The 24384-nt window shown below is 72.8% G+C and carries 20 protein-coding genes and 1 pseudogene; 10 read left to right on the forward strand and 11 right to left on the reverse strand.

Annotation, left to right across the window (positions count from 1 at the left end; genetic code table 11):
- The first annotated feature begins 143 nt into the window (after positions 1-143).
- Positions 144-1421, forward strand: coding sequence for a M20 family metallopeptidase (locus K6I34_RS01120; protein WP_229322084.1), 1278 nt, complete (start codon positions 144-146; stop codon positions 1419-1421).
- Here K6I34_RS01120 and K6I34_RS01125 read toward each other — a convergent pair.
- On the reverse strand, positions 1400-2023 hold the full coding sequence (locus tag K6I34_RS01125) for an MMPL family transporter (RefSeq protein WP_229322085.1): 624 nt from the start codon (positions 2021-2023) through the stop codon (positions 1400-1402). The two genes, K6I34_RS01120 and K6I34_RS01125, sit on opposite strands and share 22 nt — an antisense overlap.
- Positions 2024-2751: 728 nt before the next feature.
- Between K6I34_RS01125 and K6I34_RS38775 the strand changes: the two are divergent.
- The 3 genes and pseudogenes from K6I34_RS38775 to K6I34_RS01140 all read left to right on the forward strand — a co-directional run.
- Positions 2752-2904, forward strand: a pseudogene (locus tag K6I34_RS38775) (hypothetical protein); the annotation flags it as partial.
- Positions 2905-2992: 88 nt separating this feature from the next.
- Complete coding sequence (locus K6I34_RS37975) at positions 2993-3598, forward strand: acyl carrier protein (protein WP_229322087.1); 606 nt, start codon at positions 2993-2995, stop codon at positions 3596-3598.
- Positions 3537-4235, forward strand: coding sequence for a thioesterase II family protein (locus K6I34_RS01140; protein ID WP_229322104.1), 699 nt, complete (start codon positions 3537-3539; stop codon positions 4233-4235). The genes K6I34_RS37975 and K6I34_RS01140 overlap by 62 nt, the downstream gene beginning before the upstream one ends.
- Here K6I34_RS01140 and K6I34_RS01145 read toward each other — a convergent pair.
- On the reverse strand, positions 4232-5086 hold the full coding sequence (locus K6I34_RS01145; RefSeq protein WP_229322088.1) for an alpha/beta fold hydrolase: 855 nt from the start codon (positions 5084-5086) through the stop codon (positions 4232-4234). The genes K6I34_RS01140 and K6I34_RS01145 overlap by 4 nt on opposite strands.
- Before the next feature lie 425 nt (positions 5087-5511).
- Between K6I34_RS01145 and htpG the strand changes: the two genes are divergently transcribed.
- Complete coding sequence (gene htpG, locus K6I34_RS01150) at positions 5512-7440, forward strand: molecular chaperone HtpG (RefSeq protein ID WP_229322089.1); 1929 nt, start codon at positions 5512-5514, stop codon at positions 7438-7440.
- A gap of 119 nt (positions 7441-7559) precedes the next feature.
- On the opposite strand, the gene K6I34_RS01155 is transcribed toward htpG, so the two are convergent.
- On the reverse strand, positions 7560-8441 hold the full coding sequence (locus tag K6I34_RS01155) for an alpha/beta fold hydrolase (RefSeq protein WP_229322090.1): 882 nt from the start codon (positions 8439-8441) through the stop codon (positions 7560-7562).
- Positions 8442-8572: 131 nt separating this feature from the next.
- On the opposite strand from K6I34_RS01155, the gene K6I34_RS01160 reads away from it, so the two are divergent.
- Entirely contained in the window at positions 8573-10576 is a 2004-nt protein-coding gene (locus K6I34_RS01160) for a BTAD domain-containing putative transcriptional regulator (protein WP_229322105.1), read from the forward strand.
- A gap of 13 nt (positions 10577-10589) precedes the next feature.
- On the opposite strand, the gene K6I34_RS01165 is transcribed toward K6I34_RS01160, so the two are convergent.
- Positions 10590-11690 carry an esterase family protein gene (locus K6I34_RS01165; protein ID WP_229322091.1) on the reverse strand — a complete coding sequence of 367 codons (1101 nt, stop codon included), beginning with the start codon at positions 11688-11690 and terminating at the stop codon, positions 10590-10592.
- 242 nt (positions 11691-11932) lie between these two features.
- Between K6I34_RS01165 and K6I34_RS01170 the strand changes: the two genes are divergently transcribed.
- Positions 11933-12340 (forward strand): antibiotic biosynthesis monooxygenase, encoded by a 408-nt coding sequence (locus tag K6I34_RS01170; protein ID WP_229322092.1) that lies wholly within the window; start codon positions 11933-11935, stop codon positions 12338-12340.
- 97 nt (positions 12341-12437) lie between these two features.
- Here the strand turns inward: K6I34_RS01170 and rdmE are convergent, their stop codons facing one another.
- Positions 12438-14054 carry an aklavinone 12-hydroxylase RdmE gene (rdmE, locus tag K6I34_RS01175; RefSeq protein ID WP_229322093.1) on the reverse strand — a complete coding sequence of 539 codons (1617 nt, stop codon included), beginning with the start codon at positions 14052-14054 and terminating at the stop codon, positions 12438-12440.
- 119 nt (positions 14055-14173) lie between these two features.
- Positions 14174-15082: an alpha/beta fold hydrolase gene (locus K6I34_RS01180; RefSeq protein ID WP_229322094.1), complete on the reverse strand. Its 909-nt coding sequence runs from the start codon at positions 15080-15082 to the stop codon at positions 14174-14176.
- Positions 15083-15332: 250 nt separating this feature from the next.
- Between K6I34_RS01180 and K6I34_RS01185 the strand changes: the two genes are divergently transcribed.
- The gene (locus tag K6I34_RS01185) at positions 15333-16517 is read left to right on the forward strand and encodes a PLP-dependent aspartate aminotransferase family protein (protein WP_229322095.1); all 1185 of its coding nucleotides are present in this window, start codon (positions 15333-15335) and stop codon (positions 16515-16517) included.
- 52 nt (positions 16518-16569) lie between these two features.
- On the opposite strand, the gene K6I34_RS01190 is transcribed toward K6I34_RS01185, so the two are convergent.
- Positions 16570-17694, reverse strand: a complete 1125-nt coding sequence (locus tag K6I34_RS01190) for a glycosyltransferase (RefSeq protein WP_229322096.1) — start codon at positions 17692-17694, stop codon at positions 16570-16572.
- A gap of 240 nt (positions 17695-17934) precedes the next feature.
- Between K6I34_RS01190 and K6I34_RS01195 the strand changes: the two genes are divergently transcribed.
- Positions 17935-19158: a glycosyltransferase family 1 protein gene (locus K6I34_RS01195; protein ID WP_229322097.1), complete on the forward strand. Its 1224-nt coding sequence runs from the start codon at positions 17935-17937 to the stop codon at positions 19156-19158.
- Positions 19121-20533, forward strand: a complete 1413-nt coding sequence (locus tag K6I34_RS01200) for an amidase (RefSeq protein WP_229322098.1) — start codon at positions 19121-19123, stop codon at positions 20531-20533. Before K6I34_RS01195 ends, K6I34_RS01200 begins: the two co-directional genes overlap by 38 nt.
- A gap of 31 nt (positions 20534-20564) precedes the next feature.
- On the opposite strand, the gene K6I34_RS01205 is transcribed toward K6I34_RS01200, so the two are convergent.
- The 4 genes from K6I34_RS01205 to K6I34_RS01220 all read right to left on the reverse strand — a co-directional run.
- Positions 20565-21017, reverse strand: a complete 453-nt coding sequence (locus K6I34_RS01205) for a GNAT family N-acetyltransferase (RefSeq protein ID WP_308293948.1) — start codon at positions 21015-21017, stop codon at positions 20565-20567.
- A gap of 13 nt (positions 21018-21030) precedes the next feature.
- On the reverse strand, positions 21031-22074 hold the full coding sequence (locus K6I34_RS01210; RefSeq protein WP_229322099.1) for a methyltransferase: 1044 nt from the start codon (positions 22072-22074) through the stop codon (positions 21031-21033).
- 192 nt (positions 22075-22266) lie between these two features.
- The gene (locus K6I34_RS01215) at positions 22267-22983 is read right to left on the reverse strand and encodes an SDR family NAD(P)-dependent oxidoreductase (protein ID WP_229322106.1); all 717 of its coding nucleotides are present in this window, start codon (positions 22981-22983) and stop codon (positions 22267-22269) included.
- 109 nt (positions 22984-23092) lie between these two features.
- Positions 23093-24384 (reverse strand): cytochrome P450 (locus tag K6I34_RS01220; protein ID WP_229322100.1); only part of this gene is annotated, 1292 nt, incomplete at its 5' end.

Raw genomic sequence — 24384 nt, forward strand, 5'->3', positions numbered from 1 at the left:
CGGGCGACCGACAGCCCCGGGTCCGGCGGCGCGGGGCTGTCGGTCGGACCGGAACCGGCCCGGCCGACTTACGCTTTCCTCTGCCCGACGTCGCCGCCCGGACGAGACCATTGCGGCACACGTCAACGGAAAGGGGTCGTCCCGTGCGTACCGTGCGTACCGTCACCGAGCCCCCGGAACCCGAACTGCTGCGAGAGGCCCGGGAACTGCTGCCGGATGTCGTGGCCCTGCGGCGGCGGATCCATCGCGAGCCGGAAGTGGGCCTCCGCCTTCCCCGTACCCAGCGTGCGGTGCTCGGGGCGATCGACGGCCTGGGCATGACGGTGACCGTCGGCAGAGCGCTGAGCTCCGTCGCGGCCGTCCTGGAAGGGGCCCGTCCCGGGCGGACCCTGCTGCTGCGCGCCGACATGGACGCGCTGCCCCAGCAGGAGAACAGCGGGCTCCCCTTCGCTTCCGGCGCTCCCGGCGTCATGCACGCGTGCGGCCACGACATGCACACCGCCATGCTCGTCGGCGCGGCCCGACTGCTCGCGGCCCGCAGGCAGCGGCTGGCCGGGCGCGTGGTGTTCATGTTCCAGCCCGGGGAGGAACTCGGCGGCGGCGCCTCCCGGATGATCGAGGAAGGCGTCCTGTCGGGACCGGACGGGGCGCCGCCCGTGGCGGGTGCCTTCGCCCTCCACGTCAACACGCGCCACGAGCTGGGCACGGTCCATCTGCGCGCGGGCACGCAGTACGCCGCCGCCGACATGCTGCGGATCACCGTGCGCGGCAGAACCGGCCATGCCGCCGCACCGCACCGGCTGCTCGACCCCGTCCCGGTGGCCTGCGAGATCGTGCAGGCCCTGCAGACCATGATCACGCGGACCGTCGATGTCGTCGACCCCGCCGTCCTGACGATCACCACGCTCACGGCGGGGCAGGCGTTCAACGTGATTCCGGAGACCGCCGAACTGACCGGCACCTACCGCACTTTCTCGGAGACCACCCGGCGCGCCGTGCGCGAGGGCATCGCCCGCGTGGCCCACGGTGTCGCCGCCGCCCACGGTGCGACGGCGGAGGCCGAACTCCCGGAGGGCTATCCCCCGGCCCGCAACGACCCGGACTTCACCGCCCTCGTGTGCCGCGCCGTCTCCGGCGTCCTCGGCCCGTCCGCCGTCCACGAGCAGCCCGCCCCCAACATGGGGGGCGAGGACTTCGCGTACGTCCTGCAGCGCGTCCCCGGAGCGATCGCGTCCCTGGGGGCGTGTCCGGCGGGCCGGACGCCCGGGACGGTTCCCGACAACCACTCCGACCGTGTGATCCACGACGAGGAGGCGATGGCCGCGGGGATCGCGGTGCACTGCGCGGTGGCCGAGACCTTCCTCGGCGGAGGGGGTCCCGAGCCCACGGCGCCGTCGCCTCAGGACTCCGTGAATCCGTAGCGGGTGTGCAGGCGCGCCAGCGGTGCGGGGGCCCACCAGTTGGCGCGGCCGGCCAGGTGCATGAGGGCGGGGGCCAGCAGGATGCGGATCACGGTCACGTCGAGCAGGATGGTGACGACCATGCCGACGCCGACGGTCTTCAGCGGGACGATCGGTGAGGACGCCTGGCCGAGGAAGACCACGACGATCAGGGCCGCGGCCGAGGTGATCAGGGGTGCGGTGCGGCGGACCGCGGCCTCGATGGCGGCGGAGTTGTCGGCCGAGGCGGCGTACTCCTCGCGGAACGCGGACAGCAGGAACACCTCGTAGTCCATGGAGAGCCCGAAGGCGATGGCGATCACCAGGATCGGCATCATGAGGTCGGTGGTGCCCACCGGGGTGAACGCGCCGACCAGGCCCTGCAGATGCCCGTCCTGGAAGATGAAGACCATCGCGCCGAGGACCGCGGTCATGCTCAGCGCGGTCAGCAGGAGCGCCTTGAGCGGCCGGGCACTGTGGCCGCGGCTCCTGGACGGTCTCGCCGCGGCGTACAGGGCCGGGGCCGCCGTCGACTGGGCCGGGGTGCACGACGACGGCCGTCCGTCCCGGCTCGCGCTGCCCACGTACCCCTTCCAACGCACCCGGCACGCCCCGCCGGTGCCCCGAGCCGACAGCTTCCGCGCCGCCACGCGGGGACGGGACGGGTCGGCTGTCCGGCCGTCGGCTGTCCGGTCGTCGCCTGCCGGGACCGCCCGGCCGACCGCGCTCAGGCCCGTGCCGTCCCCGCTGCCCAGCCGTCAGTTCGAGACCGTCCTCAGCCGGCGGCTGCTGCCCGAGGCGGCCGACACGGGTAGTGTCCTGCACCTGGGCCACTACCACGCCATGCTCACGGACGCGGCGCGCGACCTGTTCGGGGCGCCGTCGTACGAGCTGCGTGGTGTGGCGTTCCCCCAGGCCCTGAGGCTTGCCGAGGCCGGGGAAGAGCCGTACGGTCCAGGTCGTCGTCGGCGACGAGGGCGACGGGGCCGGCGGCTGGCGGCCGTTCTCCGTGCACAGTCTCGTCGAGGGGCGGAGCCGCTGGCAGCGGCACGTCCACGGGGACATCCAGCCCCGGCCCGCCGGTGCCCGCCCCAAACTGGACGACGACGCGCGCCGGGCGCTGCGCTCGCTGCTTGCCCGTCCACACCGACAGCACCGGTTTCTACCGCGACCTGTGCGGGCGCGGTGTGGTGCGGGGCGACTCCGTCATGTGTGTCGAGGAGGCGTGGTCGGGCGACGGAGAGGTCCTGGCCCGGCTGCGCCCTGTCGGCGAGGGCGGCCCGGGGTGCTGGACGCCTGTGCCCAGTTGTACGTGCTCGCCGCGGGTGAACGGCTCCCGGCCGACGCGTTGTTCATCACCTCGTCGCTGGGCCGGTTCTCTCTCGACAACTCCGTCGGCGACGGCCCGCTGTGGGCGCATTTCACCCTGACCGGCCAGGTGGACGAAGGCCATCTCGCCGGTGGTTACCGGCTCTTCGGCGAGGACGGGCGCCTGCTCGCCGAGTGCGAGGACGCCGTGGTCCGCCTCATCGCCTTCGGACCCGCTCACCCACGTGACGTCTCCCCGGCCGACGGCGGGCACCCTGGCCACGGCCGGGCCTCGCCGTCCCGACCTGGTGCGCGGAATCCGCGATGCCCGGCCGGAGCTGCGGCCGGGCCTCCTCGCCGCGTTCCTGACGGACGTGCTGACCGGCCTCGTCACCGCGGAGGCGGAGGCGATCCGCGAGCACTCGATCACCGACCTCGGCCTGAACTCGCTCGCCGCTCTGGAACTGCGCCGGACGCTGTCGGCAGATCTCGGCACGGACGTACTGCTGGACGTTCTCGTAGGCGGCCCCACCGTGGCCGAACTCTCCGCTGTCCTGGCCGGATCGCCCGCCTTCCGCACGACCGGCGAGGTCGCCCCCGGGCCCGGGATGCCGACTGCGGAGTCTGCGTCCCCGGAGCCCGCCGACGAACGGCACTCCGCTCCGGTCTCCCGCGACCCGGCCCACTGGCTGCGGCATCACCGGCTCACCGCGACCGCGCGCGTGCGGGTGTTCTGCCTGCCGTACGGCGGGCGGAGGCGCCTCCGTCTTCCGCGCCTGGGCGGAGGCACTGCCCGTCGACGTCGATGTCTGCCCGGTGCAGTTGCCGGGCCGGGAGAACCGCTGGCGTGAACGGCCGCTGGAGGACTGCGAGGAAGCCGTCGGGCTCCTCGCCGAGGCGCTGGCCCCGTACACCGACCGGCCCTTCGCGTTCTTCGGGCACAGCATGGGCGCCCTGCTCGCCCACCGGCCCGCCCACGAGTTCGGCACGGTTCGCGGCGCCCCGTTGCGGCACCTCTTCGTCGCCGCCTGCACCTCGCCCTCGCTCGGCCCCAACCCGCTGGCGGCCGGAGTGGTGGCGACCTACCGTGCCCTCGGCCTTGCCGGTCTGCCGTCCGCCGCGGAACTGCTCGACGTGTTCGACGGACAGCCGGAGCGCCTGCGGCACGCGATGCGGGAGCACCTCGGCGAGGGGGCCGGCGAGCAACTGCTCGGTGTCATGGACCCGGTCGGCTGCGCGGACCTGCGCATCGTCCACGGCTACGCCCGGCCGACGGCGGAGGCACCGCTCGCCGTGCCGGTCACCGCGCTGCACGGCCGCCGGGACCCTCTCGTCACCGAGGAAGGCATGAGCGCCTGGCAGGACCTCACGGCGGGAACCTTCCGCCTGGAGGTGTTCGACGGCGACCACTACTTCTGCCACCCCGACCAGGCGCGGGCCGCTCTGCTCGCCCTCCTCCGCACCCGGCTGGCAGGCGGCCTCCGCTAAGGGCGGCGATCGGAGGGTTCCAGGATGTCGGCGGCCGTACCCGTGCCCAGGAACCGGCGGATCGCGGCCGCCGACTCCGCCGGCCTCCGCAGATGGACCCAGTGGTCGGAATCCAGTGTGACCAGGGTGGTGCCGGGACGCCGGGAGGCCATCTCGTGGGCCTGCGCAGTGGGCAGGACGGCACTGGCGGTGCCGTGCAGGAGCAGCGCGGGGCAGTCGGAGGCCAGCCATCGGTGCCAGTGGTCGCCGAGGAGGCGGGTGTCCGAGTCGACCGTGTCCGCGGGATGGCAGCCGAGCCGCCAGCCGTCGTGGTACGGCCGCAGTCCGTTCCGCACCAGGGGTGCCAGGGGGCCGCAGGCGGCGAGGAGTTCCTCGCGGGTGGGGGCGGTGTACGGCAGATCGAGCAGGAAGGACAACGGGACGGGGTCCACGACGGGCAGATACGCGGGCCCGTCGACATTGATCAGCGCGCTCACGGCACCGGGCCGGTCCGCGGCCAGGTGGTAGGCGTTGACGGCGCCGAGGGAGTGCCCGAGGACCGGCAGGGGGCGGTGGTCGAGGCCCAGGTGGGCGAGGAGGTGGCGGAGGTCGTCGAGATATCCGTCCCGGTCGTACCGCTCCGCCCGGTCGGAGTCGCCGTGCCCCCGCTGATCGGGCGCGACCACCCGCCACCCGTCGGCCCTCAAAGCCCCGGACAGTCCCGCGAACTCGGCGCCTTCCCCGAGGTGCCCGTGCAACGCGAGCAGAGGCCGGCCGTTGTCCGGCCCGAAGTCGAGCCAGGAGAGGCGTCGGCCGTCGGGGGTGGTGAGGTGGGCGCGTACGGGACGGTCCTGGGCAGGGCTGGTCGGCATGGCCTCATGCTAAGCAATTCCCTTGCCTCGGCCCGTATTCCCTCGTCCCTCTTGCTCGGCGGTGAAGGCGAACGGGGCCGCGCACAGGGGACCGCTCCCCCTTTCCTTTCCTGGGCCTCCTCCGATTGTTTCGTCTTCGAAAATCCCGCATCCGCCTGTCGTCCGCTTCCGCGCCCCCGTTTGAACACTGCGACGGCTGGAAGTTATACCTTCACTGCTGGGGAGCGCGACGACCACGAGGAGAGACCGACGACCGAGCCGAACACCCGTGGCCGGTGCGGGCCTGACGCACCGTGTGCGGCCGCGCCCGCCATCGTCCGCCGACCGGTCTGCCCTCGGCACACCGATGCCGAGGGCAGACCGCCCGGCCCCGGCGCTTTATCCATGCATCACCTTTCACTTCTGATTCTGAAGGAGACACCTCCGTGGCCAGCAGTGTCGAAACGCTGGAATTCCAGGCCGAGACCCGCCAGTTGCTCCAGCTGGTCATCCACTCGATCTACTCGAACAAGGACATTTTCCTCCGCGAGCTGATATCCAACGCCTCCGACGCTCTGGACAAGCTCCGCCTGGAGTCGCTGATCGACTCCGATCTCGCGGCGGACGCCTCCGACCCGCACATCACCCTCGAGGCCGACAAGGAGGCCCGCACCCTGACGGTGCGGGACAACGGCATCGGCATGACCCGGGAGGAGGTGGTGGAGCTGATCGGGACCATCGCCAAGTCCGGGACCGGGCGCCTGCTGGAGAAGATCAAGGAGGCCAAGGACGCCGCCGCGGCGCAGAACCTGATCGGACAGTTCGGCGTCGGCTTCTACTCGGCGTTCATGGTCGCCGACAAGGTCACCCTGCGCACCCGCCGGGCCGGCACCGACGAGGGCACGCTGTGGGAGTCCGACGGCGAGGGGACGTACGACATCCAGGCCGTGGACGGCCTGCCGGCCGGCACCTCGGTCACGCTCCACCTCAGGCCCGCCGACACCGAGGACGGGCTGGCCGACTACCTGGCCGAGTGGAAGATCCGCCAGATCGTGAAGCAGTACTCGGACTTCATCCGCTGGCCGATCCGGATGGCCACCGAGCGCACCCCCGCCGCCGACGGCACCGACGGCGCGCCCGTCGAGGGCACGGACACCCTCAACTCGATGAAGGCGCTGTGGGCCCGGCCGCGCAGCGAGGTGTCCGAGGCCGAGTACAGCGAGTTCTACCAGCAGATCAGCCACGACCGGCTCGCCCCGGCCGAGACCATCCACATGCGCGCCGAGGGCAACTTCGAGTACGAGGCGCTGCTGTTCATCCCCGCGCAGGCGCCGTTCGACCTGTTCTCCCAGGAGACCAGGCGCGGTGTGCAGCTGTACGTCAAGCGCGTGTTCATCATGGACGACTGCGAAGCGCTGATGCCGAACTACCTGCGCTTCGTCAAGGGCGTCGTGGACGCCCACGACCTGTCGCTGAACATCTCCCGCGAGATCCTGCAGCACGACCGCCAGATCCGCGGCGTGCGCCGCCATCTGGTGAAGAAGGTCCTCCGCGCGGTCAAGGACATGCAGGCCAAGAACGCCGAGGGCTACACGAGGCTGTGGGGCCAGTTCGGCACGGTCCTCAAGGAAGGCCTTCTGGAGGATCCCGACAACGCCGAGACGCTGCTGGAGCTGGTGTCGGCCGCGTCCACGCACGACGCCGAGAAGACGACCACCCTGCGCGAGTACGTCGGGCGCATGAAGGACGGCCAGGACGCGATCTACTACCTGACCGGCGAGACCCGTGCGACGGTGGAGAACTCGCCGCACATGGAGGCCTTCGCCGCCAAGGGGTACGAGGTCCTGATCCTCACCGACCCGGTCGACGAGGTCTGGGCCGAGCGCATCCCGGCCTTCGACGGCCACCGGTTCCAGTCCATCGCCAAGGGCCAGGTCGACCTCGACGAGCCGGCCGACGGCGACGAGCAGGACGAGGCCGGGAAGGCCAGGCGCGAGCAGGACTTCGGCGCCCTGCTGCCGTGGCTGACGACGGCTCTGTCCGACCGTGTGAAGGAGGTCCGGCTGTCGTCGCGGCTGACGACGTCGGCGGCCTGCCTCGTCGGTGACGCCCACGACATGACGCCGACTCTGGAGAAGATGTACCGGGCGATGGGACAGCAGATCCCCTCGGTCAAGCGCATCCTCGAACTCAACCCCGCGCACCCGCTCGTCACCGCCCTGCGCTCGGCGCACGAGGCGAACGCCGACGACCCGGCGCTCCCGGAGATCGCCGAGCTGGTGTACGGCAGCGCGCTGCTCGCCGAGGGCGGCGACCTTCCCGACCCGGCCCGCTTCAGCCGGCTGCTCATGGACCGCCTGAGCTCCACCCTGTAACCGGAAAGGCGCGAGTGGCACCGGGATGCGGCCTGCCCCATCCCGGTGCCGGGGATGCACTGGCCGGAGGCCGTGGCCGAGCCGCCGGTGACCGGCCAGCGGCTCGGCGGCTCGGCCGCTCAGCGGCTCAGGAGGTCGCGGAGCTCGGCCGCGACCTGGGCGGGGGCCTCTTCCGCCATGAAGTGGCCGCAGGTCACGGTGGTGTGGCGGAGGTCAGGTGCCCAGGCGCGCCAGAGGGCGGCGGCGTCGAAGCCGAGGGCGGCGCCCCAGTCCTGCTGGAGGACGGTGACCGGCATCCGCAGCAGGCTGCCGGCGTCCCGGTCGGCCTGATCGTGTGCCACGTCGACGGTGGCGGAGGCACGGTAGTCGGCCACGATGGAGGGCACCGCGTCACGGCAGGCATCCAGGTAGGCGGCACGGATACCGGCCGGGATCGCCTCGGGATCCCGGGCCCACGCGTCGAGGAAGTGGCCGAAGAAGGCATCCGCGGTGGCGGCGATCATCTGCTCGGGCAGACCCGGGGGCTGGGCCATCAGATAGAGGTGGAAGCCGACGGCGGCGCCGGTGCCATGCATCACCTGCCACATGTCCAGAGTCGGCAGGGTGTCCAGACAGGCCAGGTGGCTGATCGCCCGCGGATGGTCGAGACCGGCGCGGAAGGCGACCAGGGAGCCCCGGTCGTGGCCCGCCAGCGCGAACCGCTCGTGGCCGAGGGCACGGGCCAGGCCGACGACGTCGGCGGCCATGGTCCGCTTGGCGTACGCGGTACCGTGCGTGCCCTCCGCGGGCTTGTCGCTCGCGCCGTAGCCGCGCAGGTCGGGGCAGATGACAGTGTGGTCGGCCGCGAGGTCGGCGGCGACGTGCCGCCACATCAGATGGGTCTGCGGGAAGCCGTGCAGCAGCACGATCGGGCTGCCCGAGCCGCCGACGGCCACATTGAGGGCGACGCCGTCGGCGACGGGGACGCGCCGGTAGTCGAAGCCGGGAATGGTCGGTGCCATGGTGAGCCGCTCTCCTGCGTTCGGGGTGACGCCCGCCGGCCGGCGGGGACACCGCCAAGGCTGCCGCCCGCCGATCAGCATCCGGTCAGCACGTACCGTGGAGGCCGATGGAGATCCACGCGGGTGAGGGAATGGAACAGGTCACGTTCGGGGTGCTCGGGCCGGTGGTGGCCTGGGGCAGCGGTGGCGGCGCGCTGGCGTTGAAGGGCCCGCGGCACCGGGCCGTGCTCGCACGGCTGATCGTGGCCCGCCGCCGTGTGGTGCCCCTCCCCCGCCTGATCGAGGACCTGTGGGACGAGCCCCCGCGCGGCGCGACCGGCGCCGTGCGGACCTTCGTCGCCGACCTGCGCCGCGCCCTGGAACCGGACCGGCCGCCCCGCGCACCGGCGAGGCTGCTGGTCACGGAGGGGCCGGGGTACGCGCTGCACGCGTCACCGGACGCCGTGGACGCCTGGCGCCTCGAAGCGGCGGTCGGCTCCGCCGCCGCGCTGCCGCCCGCCCGGGCGCTGGAACGGCTGCGGGAGGCGCTGGAGCTCTGGCGCGGCCCGGCCTACGCCGACTTCGCCGACGAGGACTGGGCCCGCGGTGAGCGTTCCCGGCTGGCCGAACTGCGGCTGCAGGCGGTGGAGCAACTGGCGGAGACCCGGCTGGCGCTGGGCGCGGCCGACGCGGCGGTACCCGACCTGGACGCCCACCTGGCCGAGCACCCCTGGCGCGAGGACGCCTGGCGGCTGCTGGCGCTGGCCCTGTACCGCACCGGCCGCCAGCAGGAGGCGCTCGCCGTACTGCGCCGGGCCCGCACCATGCTGGCCGACCGGCTCGGCCTCGATCCGGGCCCGCGGCTGCGTCGGCTGGAGGCGGACATCCTCACCCACGACCCGCGGCTCGACCCGCGGTCCGCCCCCGCGGCCACGGCGGCCCGGGTGTGGGCGGAGGCGGCCGAGGCCTACGACCGCACCGTCGCCGCCGGTGCCCGGGCCCGGCTGGAGTCGACGGTCGGGCTGCTCCGGAACCTCGCGGTGACCGGCGGCGGCGGTCTCCAGGCGGCGCGGGAACACCGGACGGCGGCGATCACCGCGGCGGAGGAGTTCGGCGACCCGGGCCTGACTGCCCGGGTGATCGGCGCCTACGACGTCCCCGCGATCTGGACCCGCTGCGACGACCCGCGGCAGGCGCAGCGGATCGTGGCCGCCGCCGAGCGCACCCTGGCCGTCCTGCCGGGCGCGGCGTCGTACGACGCGGCGCGGTGCCGCCTGCTGGCCACCGTCGCGCTGGAAACGCGCGGCACCCGCTCGCCGCGCGGACCGCAGGCCGCGCGCCACGCCGAGGAGATCGCCCGCCGCCTGGACGATCCGGCGCTGCTCGCGTTCGCCCTCAACGGGACGTTCATGCAGTCGTGCACCCGCGCGGGCCTGGCGGCGCGCCGCGACGCCATCGGCGAGGAGCTGGTCGCCCTGGCCGCGGGGCACGGACTGGTGACCTTCGAGGTGCTCGGTCACCTGATCCGGCTCCAGGCCCGCTGCGCTCTCGGCGACTTCCCGGCGGCGGACGAGCACGCGGCCGCGGCGGAGTGCCTGGCCGCGCGCCACGAACTGCCGCTGGTGGGCGTGTTCACCCAGTGGTACGGCGCCCTGCGGCTGGCCGCCGCGGGGCGGTTCGCGCGGGCCGAGGCCGCCTATCGGGCCGCTGCCACGGGGCTGGAGGGCTCGGGCATGCCCGGCCTGCGGGACGGTCTGCTGCCCCTGGCACTGCTGTGCCTGCGTCTTACGGAAGGCGGCCTTACGGAAAGGGGTCTCACGAAAGGCGGACCGTCCGCGACGGAGCATGTCGATCCGGGTGCGGACTGGGGTCCGTACCGTCCCTGGGCCGAGCCCTTCGTCCTGCTGCGCGGCGGTCGTCGCGCCGACGCCCAGGAGGCCCTGCGTGCCCTGCCGGAGCCGCCCGCGGACCTGCTGTACGAGGCACTGTGCTGCCTGCAGGCCGCGGCCGCCCTGGCGCTCGGCGACCGCCCCGCGCTGCGGCAGGCCCAGGCCCGCCTTCGGCCCGCCGCGGGCCAGCTCGCGGGCGCCGGCAGCGGCCTCGTCACGCTCGGCCCGGTGGACGACTGGCTGGAGGCGGCCGACGCGATGAGGTGAACGGCGCCCCGGCTCAGGAGGACGGCACAGGCCCCTGCATGTGCTCGCTGATCCATTGAATGAGGCCGCCCGTCTCCATGTTCGGCACGTACGTCTTCGCGTTGTGGCTGCCGCCCTCGATGACGCTGAGCTTGGTGTGGACCGGGCCCTTGGAGTAGCGCTTGACGAAGTCCTCGACCGGAGGCATCGCCGAGGTCTCCTTGGTGCCGACCTGGAAGGCGAGGTAGACGTCCGGCTGTCCTGCCCGGATCAGCTCGGGGGCGAGCACCTTCGGGTTGTTGGCCGCCTTCTCCTTGTCGTGGCCGGCCCACAGACGGGAGTCCGGGACGATGTCCGGCCCCGAGGCGATGACGGCCTTGAACCTGTCCGGCTTCTGCAGCACGGATTTCAGGCCCGCGAAGCCGCCGGTGGAGGAGCCCATGAAGGCCCAGCCGTCGCGGGAGTCGATCGTGCGGAAGTTCTCCTTGACCAGGTCGGGAACGTCCTCGGTCAGCCAGGTGCCCATCTTCGGCTGGCCTGGGATGTCGCTGCCGTCCCAGTACTGACCCGCCTTGGGGTCCTTGGGGTCCGTGTCGTGGTTTTCGGGGTTGAGCACCGGCATGACCACGATGAACGGCAGGCTCTTGCCCTCCTGCGACCACTTGGAGATGCTCGCCTCGAGCTTGAGGTCGGTGCCCATCCAGTAGTTGTTCGGGTACCCGGCGCCACCGGGCAGGGCGATCATCACGGGGAACCCGCTCTTCGCGTACTTCGGGTCCTTGTACTGCGGCGGGACCCAGACCCACACCTTGCCCTTGAACCCGGACTTCTTGCCTATGTATTCGGTGACCGCGATCTTGCTGCCGTCCTCCGGCACCGTGCCCGCGACGGTGAACTTCGCCTCCGGCCCCGTCGGCATGGACGTCCTGCCGGTGCCCGTCCCGCCCGGCTTGCCGTCCTGGCCGAAGCTGATGGGATCGCCCTTGTCGGAGAACACCCCGGCGTAATCGAGCACCGGCCACGCGGCCAGCCCGAGCACGGCGGTCACGGCCACGACGGGGATCCAGCGCTTCTTGGCACGGGGACGGCGGCCCTCGCCACGGGGGACGTCGACGTCGGTATGGGGGCGTGTCATCTGTGTACTCCGGGTCGTGCTGGTGCCTGGGGGCAGGGCGAGGCATCCTGCGGATGATCCCGGCGATGACCGGCCCTGAAGTTCATGGCGACCATGTATCCCAGAGCCCGCTAAGAGTTCTTTAAGAGGTCGCTCCGCCGGCCCCGGCGGTACGGGATCAGGTACTGCCGCTGCTCGGGCACAGCGCGCGGCGTGTGGCACAGATCATGCTTGACCTCAAGTCATGTCGAGGTTTCAGACTCATGATCACGAACCACTCGTCGTCCTCCACCGACAGCAGGAGAACCGGCATGAACACCGGCATGAACACCGACAACGGCTTCTACTCGATCATCGACTACACCGTCGACGGCCCTGAGACGCAGGCCGAGCTCGTGAACGCCTTCGCCGAGCTCCAGACCCGATGGGTGAATTTCTACCCCGGCTTCCGCTCGGCCCGATTCCATGTGAGCACGGACGGCACCCGCGTGTACAACATCGTGCACTGGGAGAGCGAAGCCGACTACCGCAACTTCGTCGAGACGTCCGACACCGAAGGCCGCATGGCTGCCATTCAGCAGGCGTTGGAAGGGCTCTCCGGCCGAGCCGAACCCCGCATGAGCGGGATTCCGACCTACAAGGTCGTGCGCGAGATCGGCCCACGAGACTGACAAGCCGCACGGCAGGGGGATCCCCGAACCCGAAGCCCGACTCCGCTGCCGGGATATGCCCCGGCAGCGGAAATGCGGAAATACGGAGACGCGACCACTACCTCGCCAGCACCTCCGTGAGGGCGTCCGACAGGGCCCGCGCCGGATCGTCCGGTGCGTCCGTGGTGCGCCAGGCGACGACCCCGTCCGGCCGGACCAGGCTCGCCCCGGAGGCGCCGATCCCGTACCGGGCAAGGGCCGTGCCGACGGTGTCGGCCGGCTCCCCGCCGAGCGTGTGCGTCCGCACGGTGACGCCGAGGCGCTCGGCGGCCTCCTGGGCCGCTTCGGCCCAGAGCCCGCCGTCCGCTCCGGTCAGGAGCACGAAGTCGCGCCCGAAGAACTCCACCGTGGACACGGTGCCGTCGCCTCGGCGCAGCCACACGTGCGGTGCGCGGAACCCGGGCCGTCCGGTCGGGCGGAACGGGTCCTCCGCGTCGGCGGGGTCGTCGTCCTCGGTGAGCACCGCGGCCGAGCGGTAGCGGAAGCCGAGCGTGAGTTCGACCGCCTTCTGCTGCTCGGACACCTTCTCCGTCTCTTCCCCGCCCGGCGCGAACCCGCGGCTGGCCTGCAGCCGTAGCGACTCGGCGACGACCCGGTCGGCGATCGAGCGCCGTTCGGCGTCGTAGCTGTCGAGCAGCCCGGGGCCGGCCGAGGCGTCGAGGACCGCCGCGAGTTTCCACGCCAGGTCGTAGGCGTCGCCGATCGCGGTGTTGCCGCCGAACCCGCCGATCGGTGGGGTGACCTTGGCCGCGTCACCGGCCAGCAGCACACGCCCCACCCGGAACCGGTCCGCCACCGCGGCCGCCATCTCCCACGGCTGCACGGCCCTGATCCGTACGGCGAGGCCGGGCAGCTCGGTGATCAGCCGGATCAGCTCGGTGATCAGCCGGATCAGCTCGGTGCACCGGTCGTCGGTGAAGTCCTCGGAGGAATCACCGTCGCCCGGCTCGTACGCCGTGCTGAACAGGTACCGCCCGACGGCGGGATCGACGGTGGCGAACACGCCCGCGACCCGCTCATTGCGGATCAGGTGCAGCGTGGGCCGCTCGTGATCGACCAGGTCGCCGAGATCGGCGTCGAAGATCACGCTGATGTTGTGCGAGAGGCGGCCCGGACCGTGCCGTCCGACACCGAGCGCTTCCCGCACCGCGCTGCGCCCGCCGTCCGCCGCGACGAGGTAGTCGGCGCGTACCCGGGCCGTCGCCTCGCCGCCACGTTCGCGCAGCACAGCGGTCACCCCGGCCCCGTCCTGTGCGAACGACACCAGCTCGGTGTCGAAACGCAGTTCGGCACCGAGTCCCGCGGCGCGCCGACGCAGCACGGGCTCCACCTTGTCCTGGCCGGCCATGCCCCATGAGGCCGGGGACAGCACATCCGCGTCGGCGACGATGTCGTCGTAGACGGACTCCTGGAAGGCCGGGCCCCGGATGCCCGCCGCGATCCTGACTCTGAACCCGGTCACCTCCGGCGCACACGCCCGCACCGCGTCGGCGACCCCGCCGTACCCCAGCAACTCCATCGTGCGCTGGTTCTGCCCCACTGCCCGCGGGAAGGGCGACGTCCCGGAGCGCCGCTCCACCAGCAGCACGTCCACTCCCCGCTGCGCCAGGAACAACGCGCTGGACAGGCCTGCCAGTCCGGCGCCCACGACCAGTACCGAAACCCGGTCCCCCATGGCTGATCCCCCTCGTCACACACTGCCGCGTCCATGTCGTCGACAGAACAAGTATCCGACTATCAAGGGGAATTCGGTGACTGCGCGGGTCCACGCGGGCCGCAACGCCCGGGAACGCCCTAACCGCGCAGCAGCCCGACGCACCGGCCTCGGCTCGGCGGCAGTCCGCGGTTGCCCGTTTCGGTGATCAGCGCGCGGAGCGCCACGGCCACGGCGACCGGCTGCTCCTGCATGGCGACGTGGCCGACGCCGGGCAGGGTGAGGAGGCGGGCATCACGGAAGGCCGCGTAGGCGCGCTGTGCCGTGCGGAAGGGGACGAGGCGGTCGTCACGTCCGTAGACGAGCAGGGTGGGGACGGCGATCCGGCGGGCCTGGCGCCACGCCGACGCCTCGCCCTGCCGGAGGAACGCGCGGACCACCGCGCGCACTCCCCCGGCCAGCATCTCCTGCGCGTAGGACAGCTCCGCCCTGCGACGGCGCTCGCGTGCCTCGACCGCCCGCTGTTCGGCACCGACGAGGGCGGGGTTCGCGTAGATCAGGCGATAGAGATCGTCCAGTTGGCGGTCGGGGCTCTGGGTGCCCAGCAGCCGGGTGTGGAGGCGGGGGACGCCCGGCAGCCCGAGGAGGGCCACCCGGAGGGCCCGCGCCGACGGGAGGGCCGGGAGCACGGGCGAGATCAGCGTCAACGTGCGTACGAGCTCGGGCCGTTGCGCGCCGATATGGAGTGCGATCAGACCGCCCAGGGAGTTGCCGACCAGGTGCACGCGGCGGTGCCCGGTCCGGTCGAGGTGGCCGGCCACGGCCGCGGCCTGGCGCTCGACGGTGATGTCGCCGTCGGGCGGGGGTGCCGATCTCCCGAAGCCCGGGAGGTCGAGGGCCAGGCAGTGCACCGAGGTCCGTACGAGGTCGATCAGGCGGGCCCAGTTGTGGGTCCATCCGCCCAGCCCGTGCAGGAACACGGCGGTGTCGGCCGACGGATCGGCGCTGCGGACGTGTTCGGCCGTGAGAACCGCGGGACTCCACCGCATGAAAGGTCTGCTCCTTCGCTTCGGGAGATGACGGGGGCATCCGAACCGGTCGTCGTCGCCTGCGTCTTCCGCGTCTTCCGCGCGACGTGCACGACGCAACTACCAGGAATTCTCGGAGACGTGCCCGGGTGTGGGAAGACGGCACCGCGATGCGGAGCGCGCCCTCGGGCCGGGCCGCGCTCCCCCTGTCGCATGCCCGCGCGGCGAACGGGCATCACGTTCCCTGGGAAGAGGGAAAGGCAGGAGACGCATGAGCGACCCCACCGAGCAGGGACTGTCCACCCGTTGCGTGCACGCCGGCGAGCAGCGCGATTCCGAGGGAGCCGTTCACACCCCGCTGTACACGCACTCCACGTTCGCCTTCGGCTCCACCGCCGACCTTCTCGACGTCGTCGAGGGCCGCGCGCCCGGCAATCTCTACACCCGGTACGGCTTCAACCCGACCATCCGCTCCCTGGAGGCCAAGCTCGCCGACCTGGAGGGCGGCGAGCAGGCGCTGGCGTTCTCCTCCGGGATGGCCGCCGAGGCCGCGACGTTCCTGGGCCATACGCGGGCCGGGGAGCACATCGTGTGCGTCGGTGACGTCTACGGCGGCACCTTCGAGTTGCTGAGCACCAATCTGCCGCAGGTCGGCATCACCACCACCTTCCTGCGTCCCGACGAAACCGCCCGGCTGCCCGAGGTGCTGACGGACCGTACGCGGATCGTCTTCTTCGAGACCCCCTCCAACCCCGCTCTGGCCGTCCTCGACATCGCCGCCGTCGCCGCGCGGGCCCGCGCGGCGGGGGCGCTGTCGGTCGTGGACAACACCTTCGCCACCCCCGTGAACCAGAACCCGCTCCGGCACGGCGCGGACCTGGTCGTCCACTCGGCCACCAAGTACCTGGGCGGCCACTCCGACCTGACCGCCGGTGTCCTGACCGGACCCGCCAGCCTGCTCGCCCCCGTCGCCATGTGGCGCAGGAACCTCGGCCAGACGATCGCCCCCGAGACCGCCGCCCTGCTCGCCCGTTCCCTCCGTTCCCTGCCCGTGCGCGTACGCGCGCAGAACGCCACCGCCGCCGCCGTCGCCTCCTTCCTCTCCACCCATCCCCGCGTGGCCCGGGTCAACTACCCGGGCCTGGCCACCGGGGAGGCCAAGCGGATCGTCGACGCGCAGATGCGTGGGGGCGGCGGTGTGCTGAGCGCCGTCCTCGACGCCACCGCCGAGCAGACCGTCGCGTTCGTCGACCGGTTGCGGCTGTTCACCATCGCCCCCAGCCTCGGCGGGGTGGAGAGCCTCGTCACCCAGCCGGTCACCACCACCCACCACGGTCTGACCCCGGCCGAGCGCGCCAGGCGGGGCATCACCGACAGCATGATCCGTCTGTCCGTCGGTCTGGAGGACGCCGACGACCTCGTCGCCGACCTCGCCCAGGCCCTCGACGCCCTCTGACCCGCCGACCGGCCCGGCCGCGTCCCCGGGACGGTTGTGGAGTGCTCCCGCGTCACGGTGTCCGGTCGTCGTCCAGACCGGCCAGCATGCCCGCGACCGCCGTCCGCCAGGGAAAGTGCTCGGCCCTGGCCCGGGCCGCGGCCCGCCGTTCCGGTTCGGGGGAGGTGAGCACGCCGTCGACCGCCTCGACGTAGGCCGAAGCGCGGTCGGCCACGGTCGCACCGCAACCGGGCCCCACGATCTCCCGCACGGCCGAGGACGCCGACGCCACCACCGGGGTGCCCGAGGCCAGCGACTCCAAGGCGGCCAGCCCGAAGGTCTCGTGCGGCCCGGGCGCCAGGGACACGTCCGCCGTCGCGAGCAGGGTGGCCAGCTCGGCCCTGGAGTGCAGGAAGCCGAGGAAGACGACCGGCAGCCCCGCGGCCCGGCGCTCCAGTGCCTTCCGCCGCGGCCCGTCCCCCGCGATGACGAGCCGGACCCGGTGTCCGGCCGCCTGCAGTCCGGCCACCGCGTCCACGCTGCGTTCGACATGCTTCTCCGCCGAGAGCCGTCCGCAGCACACGAGCAGGGCGTCGGCGCCGTCGGCCAGTTCACGGCGCAGCAGCGGGTCACGCCGTACCGGGGTGAACGTGGTGAGATCGACCCCGAGCGGAACCTGCCGTACGTTCGCGGCGCCGATCCGGTGGAACTCCTCGCAGGCGAATGCCGTCGTGCAGACCACCGTGTCGAAACTGGCGGCCGTCCTCCGGTTCGCCCAGTTCGCGACACGGGTCGCCGCCACGGGCGGCGGGAGGAACCGTCCGAGGGACCGGTCCAGCCGCTCGTGGGAGACCATCGCGCTCGACACCAGATTGCGCCGGGCCCAACGTCCCATGCCGCGTAATGTCGTCCGGTCGGACACCTCGATGTGGTCCGGGCGCAGCCTTTCCAGCAGGGCCCGTACCCGCCAGGGAGCGGCCACCCGGTAGCCGCCGCTCCCCGGGATGCCCGGTGCGGGCAAGGTGATCCGGCGCACCCCCGAGGACAGCGTCTCGTCGGCGTACGAGGGCCCGGGGACCACGAGCACGACCTCGTGCCCCTGCGCGGTGTAGCCGGCCCCGAGGTGGTGCAGGGCGGTACGCAGACCTCCGCTGCGCGGGCCGTAGAAGTTCGCCAACTGCGCGATGCGCACGGTCACGCTCCTTCCGGGCAGGAACGGCGGCCGCCGGAACGGCGGTGCGGCCTGGCCGACGGGGGCGGCGCCCACCAGATGAACAGGTCCCTCACGCTCCTCGGGGCGGGAAGAGTGACGAGCGGCGTTCGATTCCGTACACACCTTCGTATGACGCGCCCGGCATACCTGATGCCATGCGGGCTATGCATCCCCAGCGCCATCCCCTGACAACCGCCCGGGATCGAAGACGGAAACCACGCCGACATGCGCATCGCGATCATCACCGAATCCTTCCCTCCCGAAGTCAACGGCGTCGCCCACAGCGTGCTGCGCACCGCCGAGCACCTGGTCCGCCGCGGCCACCGCCCCCTGGTCATCACCCCGGCCCCGGACCGGGGGAACCGCCGTGCCCCGCGTTCCTTCGCCCCGGCCGGGCCACCGCTCTCCGTGGTGCGCATCCCGTCGGTCCCGTTGCCCGGGTACCCGCAGGTGCGGATCGCCCTGCCCAGCCGGCTGCTGGCCGCGGCGATCACCGGCCACCGCCCCGACATCGTCCACCTGGCCAGCCCGTTCGTCCTCGGTGCCCGGGGCATGCGGGTGGCCGGCCGGCTCGGGCTGCCCGCGGTCGCGGTCTACCAGACCGACGTCGCCGGGTACACCCGGGTGTACCGGCTGGGCCGTCGACTGGGCGGAGCGGCCGCCTGGCGCCGGCTCAGAACGGTGCACCGCGCCGCGGTCCGTACGCTCGCCCCGTCCACTCCCGCCGCCCGGGACCTGACCGCCCACGGGGTGCCGCGGGTCGCGCTCTGGCCGCGGGGAGTGGACTCCGTACGGTTCCATCCCGGCCACCGTGACGAGGCGCTGCGCCGCGGCCTCGCGCCGGCGGGTGAGGTACTGGTCGGCTACGTGGGCAGACTCGCCCCCGAGAAGCGGGTCGCCCTGCTCGCCGGGGCGAGCAGGCTGCCGGGTGTGCGGGTGGTGGTGATCGGTGACGGACCCAGTTCGGCGGCGCTGCGGGCCGCCATGCCGGACGCCGTCTTCCTGGGGCGCCGCGTCGATGTGGAACTGGCCCGTTGTTACGCCTCGTTGGACCTGTTCGTGCACACCGGGCCGCTGGAGACCTTCTGCCAGACCGTCCAGGAGGCGATGGCCAGCGGCCTGCCGGTCGTCGCACCGGCCGTCGGCGGGCCCCTGGACCTGGTCGGCCACCGCCGCACCGGTCTGCTGGTCGCACCCGAGAACGGCGACGCGATCACCCGAGCCGTGGCCGAACTCGCCACCGACCCGTCGCGAAGAGCCGCGTACGGCGCGGCCGGGCGCGCGAAAGTGCTGGCCCGCACCTGGGAGGCGGTCGGCGACCTGCTCCTCCGGCACTACGAAGAGGCACTGGCCGAGCACCGCCGCCGAGTGTTCCCTTGGGCGGCAGTGGACAGCGAGAGGACGAGGCATCATGCCGGACAAGGACCTGATCTTCAGAACGGCCCGTGAGCTCGTGCTCCTGATGGTGACCCGTCAGGTCTCCGCGAGGGAGGTCCTGGAAGCCCACCTCGATCAGATCGAGCGGGTGAATCCGGAGGTCAACGCCGTGGTGACCCTCGTACCGGAGCACGCGCGGGAATTGGCGGCGCGGGCGGACGCGTCCATCGCCCGCGGGCTGCGGCTGGGACCGCTGCACGGTCTGCCGGTGCTGCACAAGGACCTCGCCGCGACCAAGGGCATCCGCACCACCCAGGGGTCGCCGATCTTCCGGGACGACGTGCCCGCCACCAACGCCCTGGTGGTACAGCGCCTGATCGACGCCGGGGCGGTGACCATGGGCAAGACCAACACTCCCGAATTCGGCACGGGTTCGCAGACGTACAACCGGGTGTTCGGGGTCACCAGGAATCCGTACGACACCACGGTGACGTGCGGTGGTTCCAGTGGTGGAGCGGCCGTGGCGCTGGCCTGTCTCATGGCGCCGATCGCCGACGGCTCCGACATGGCCGGGTCGCTGCGCAATCCGGCCTCGTTCTGCAATGTCGTCGGGTTCCGGCCGTCTATAGGGCGGGTGCCCGCGTGGCCGTCGCCGCAGACCCACTTCACACTCGCGACCAGCGGCGTGATGGCACGGACGGTCGGCGACGTCGCGTTGCAGATGCAGGCCGTCGCCCGCCCGGACCACCGCGCCGCGCTCAACGCGCCCGCCGTCGACTTCGCCCAGCCGCTGGAGGACGGTGCGGCCTGGACCCGGGTCGCCTGGTCCACCACGCTCGGCGGGCTGCCCGTCGACCCGCTGATCACCGGGACGCTCGCGCCCGCTGTGCGGGTCCTCGAGGACCTGGGCTGCCGGGTCGAGGAGCGCGAGCCGGACTTCAGCGGCGCCGACGAGTCGTTCTCGGTCCTGCGCGCCGCCTCCTACCGGCAGGCGTTCAAGCAGCTCCACGAGGAGCGGCCCGAGGACCTCGGCGACGAGACGACCTGGGAGATCGAGCAGGGGCTCGGTCTGACGATCGACGACCTGGGCCGCGCGGAACTGCTGCGCTCGCGGGTGTACGACCGGATGTACGCGTTCCTGACCGAGTACCGGTTCCTGATCGCCCCGGTCACCCAACTGCCGCCGTTCGACGTGCATCAGCACTGGCCGAAACGCGTGGCCGGAGTGGAACAGACCCACTACCGGGAATGGATGCGCATCTGCTCGCGCGTCACGCTCGCCGGTCTCCCGGCGGTATCGGTGCCGTTCGGCTTCACGCCCCAGGGACTCCCCACCGGGCTGCAGATCATCGGCCGTCAGGGCGACGATCTGGGGGTGCTGCGGATGGCGGCCGCCCTGGAGGCCGCGACCGGCACCTGGCGGCGGCATCCGCGGATCGCCCGGTAGGAGCCGCCGGCCCGGGAACGGGAACGGCCGGTCAGAGGCGGTGGTACATCACGTGCAGTCCGACCAGGCCGTGCTCGGGGTGGTCGAAGGCCTCCGGCACGGTGCCGATCACCTCGAAACCCAGCGACTTCCACAGGTGCACCGCCGGGCCGTTGGTCTCCACGACCGCGTTGAACGTGATCCCGTGGAAGCCCTCCGCGCGGCTCCAGTCGATGACGTACTCGCCGAGCGCCCGCCCGACGCCCTTGCCCTGACACGCGGGGTCGACCAGGAACGAGGCCGTGCCGATGTGCGCGCCGCGACCGGGCCGGTTCGGCCCCATCTTCGCCGAACCCACGACCGTGCCGCCCTCCACGGCGACCACGGTGCGACCCGGCGGCCGCTCCATCCACCATGGCCGCGCACCCGGCGTCGGGTGCCAGGCGGACCTTGGCCAGGCGGTCGAGCAGGTCCCAGGTTCCGTCGCCGGGCCGCACGGCGGCACGCGCCCGTCCCGCTCAGTCCGCGGCCGCCTCGACGATCGAGGCGAAGCCGGACGTGGGCAGGGTGCGGACGCGGCGCAGTCCGGAGCGGGCGAAGAGGGCGTCGAGCTCGGCGGGACCGCGGCTGCTGCCGCCGAGGGCGGTCAGCATCATGAGGTCGAGGTCCTTGCCCGGGTGCGGGGCGTTGCCCGGCGGCGGAACGGCGTCCACCACCAGGACCCGGCCGCCCGGGGCGAGGGCCCGGCGGCAGGAACGCAGGATGCGCACGCAGTCCTCGTCGCTCCAGTCGGGCAGGACATGCTTGAGGAGGTGGATGTCACCTTCCGGGACGGCGGCGAAGAAGTCCCCCGGCTCGGCCCGCCAGCGTCCCGTCAGCTCCCGCGTGGCGAGCAGGGGTTCGCGCACCGCCGCCGCCCGGTCGAAGAGAACGCCCGACAGGCCGGGGTGGCGCAGCAGGACGGACCGGAGCAGCCCGCCCCGTCCGCCGCCGACGTCCACGACCGTGCCCCGGTCCGGGAACGGGTACGCGGCCGCGACCACGTCGTCGAGCCGGCCGGAGAAGGCCGCCATTCCGGCGTCGAAGACCTCCCGGGCCGCGCTGTCGGCTTCGAGGTGCTGGAAGAAGGGGGTGCCGAAGACCCTGGGGAAGGCAGATTCCCCGGTGCGGACGGTCTCGGTGAGGTCGGCCGAGGAACACGTGAACATGTCGTCGGTGAGCAGGAGCACCGCGCTGTGCAGCGAGCCCGGGACGTCGGTGCGCAAGGCGTACGCGGCGGGCGTCAGCCCGAACGCGTCGGCGTCGCCCTCTTGGACCTCCTGGACCTCCTGGACCTCCTGGAAGACGCCGCGCGACGCCAGGAGCCGCAGCAGCCGGTGCAGTGCCGCGCCGTCGGTACCGGTGTCCGCGGCGAGGTCGGCGACGGTGCGCGGCCCGTCGGCGAGCCGGTCGGCGAGCCGGAGCGACGCGGCGGTCCGCAGCGCGGCGGAATGGAAGAACCCGAAGGCCTCCTCCATCAGCCTCAGGGACCCCGCCATGTCGGGCATGTCGGGGGCGGCCATGTGACGACTGGACGAGGGCTCCAAGGCGGTCTCCCGAGGTCGGTTCCGGCGGATATCGGAGGATCGCCACCCTCCCAGCCGCCGGCCGGTGCCCGGCACCGCCGCTGTACGGATCTTCGCCTGGGACTTTCGCCCTACGGCCCGCCGCCCGGAGGCCCCTTCCCCGGTTCCCCGGCCCGCGGGCAGGATCCGTCACTTGGCCAGGTACCCGCCGTCGATCACATGGTCACTGCCCGTCAGATACGAGGCGTCGTCGGACACCAGGAACGCCACGAGCGCGGCGACCTCGGCCGGCCCGGCGGGGCGCCGCAGGGGGACGGAGGCGAGGAGGCCGTCGGCCGCGCCGGGCGGGAGAGCGGCGGCCATGGGGGTGTCGACGAGGCCCGGTGACACCGACAGGACCCGTACGCCCTGTCCGGCGTACTCGCGGGCCACAGTGCGGGTCAGGGCGAGGACGCCCTGCTTGGCGGCGGCGTAGGCGGCATGGCCGCGGAAGCCCGAATGCGCCGCTATGGAGGCGATGTTGACGATGACACCGCCACTGACCGCCATCGCGGGAAGCTGGCAGCGCATCGCGTGGAAGACGCCGTGGAGGTTCACTCTCGTCACGGCGTCGAAGTCGGCGGGCGCGAGTTCGGCGAGCGGGGCGAGGCGGCCGTTGATCCCGGCGCTGTTGACCGCGATCCGCAGGCCGCCGGGCAGAGCGGCCGCCTCCGGGACGACGCGGGCGACGCTGTCCGGGTCGGTCACGTCGATCCGGCGGGGCAGGGCGGCGCCGCCCGCTTTGGTGATCTCTTCGGCCACCCCGGCCGCGCCGTTCTCGTCGAGATCGGCGACCACCACCACGGCGCCCTCCTCCGCCAGCCGTCCCGCGCACGCCGCGCCGATCCCGGAGGCACCGCCGGTCACCAGGGCGACCCGGCCGCTCAGCCGACCGGGCCGGGCTCCGCTGCCCGACGGCTGTTCAGGCACTGACATGTGTGGCATGTATGGCTCCTGGCGAGGCGGAGGGAGGGGGTCAGGACGGGCTGCGGGGGTGGCCGGTGAGCGGGAGGCGTTCCGGGCGGAGGACGGTGCCGACCAGCGGCCGCACGGGCGCGTCATCGGCCGGTGCGATGCGGCGATGGGCGGTGAACACGGCGAGTGCCAGGGTCAGTTCGGTCCAGGCGAAGTCCTCCCCGATGCACAGGCGGCTGCCCGCGCCGAAGGGGAGGTAGGCGTGCCGCGGTGTCCTCGCGGCGCCGTCGCGCGGCGGCCAGCGCCCGGGGTCGAAGCGCTCGGGGTCCTCGTACAGGTGCGGATCACGGTGCAGGGCATACGGGCTGAAGAAGACCTCCTCCCCCGGCTCGAGCCGTACGCCGCCCAGCCGGACCGGCCGTACCGCGCGGCGCATCAGCAGCCACGACGGCGGGTGCAGCCGCAGCGTCTCGGTCAGGATCTGCCGGGTGTGGAGCAGGGCGGGCAGGTCCTCGAAGCGGGGAGGCCGTCCGGCGAGGACGGTGTCGAGTTCGTCGTGGAGGCGCCGCTGGACCGCGGGGCGGCGGGAGATCTCGTACAGGGCCCAGGCCAGGGCAGCGCTGACCGTGCCGGTGCCCGCGAGGAAGAGGGTGATCAGCTCGTCGGTCACCTCGGCGTCCGTGAGGGCGCCGTCCGGTCCGTCGGCGAGCAGCAGCATCGAGAGCAGATCACCGCGGTCCCGGCCGTCGGCGCGGTAGGTCTCGACGATCCGCCGCTGGACGGCCACCAGGCGGCGCAGCGGTCCGGGGTCCGGGGGCCGCCAGCCCCGTAGCAGCGGGACGTGTTCCGCCCAGGCGTGCAGCGGGGAGAGCGCGAGGCGCATCGAGTGGTATTTGACGGCCAGCCAGTCCTTGACGGCGGGCCGCAGGCCGGGGTCCTGGGGGTGCGCGAAAAGGGTGCCGAGCAGGATGTCGAGGGTCAGGCGGTGGATGTCCGGCATCAGATCGCGTGTGGTGCCCGGCTCCCAGGCGGCGGAGCGGGCCCGGGAGCGTTCGGTCATGACGCGGGCGTAGCGGGCGATCCGGTCGTGGTGGAAGGCGGGCTGCATCATGCGGCGGTGGCGGAGGTGGCGCTCGCCCGCGGCGGTGATCAGCCCGTCGCCGAGCGGCACCCGCAGGGCGTCGAACATCGCGCCCTTGTCGAAGGACCGGGCCCGTACGGTCAGCAGCTCGCGGATCAGTTCGCCGGAGTTGAGGACGTGGACGGGGCGGGGGCCGATGTAGATCTTCGTCACCGGGCCGTGCCGGCGCAGTCCACGGACGAAGCGCAGCGCGTCGCGGTGGAGCCATGGGG

Source organism: Streptomyces sp. UNOC14_S4, assembly GCF_020740835.1.
In the GTDB taxonomy this organism is placed as follows: Bacteria; Actinomycetota; Actinomycetes; order Streptomycetales; family Streptomycetaceae; genus Streptomyces.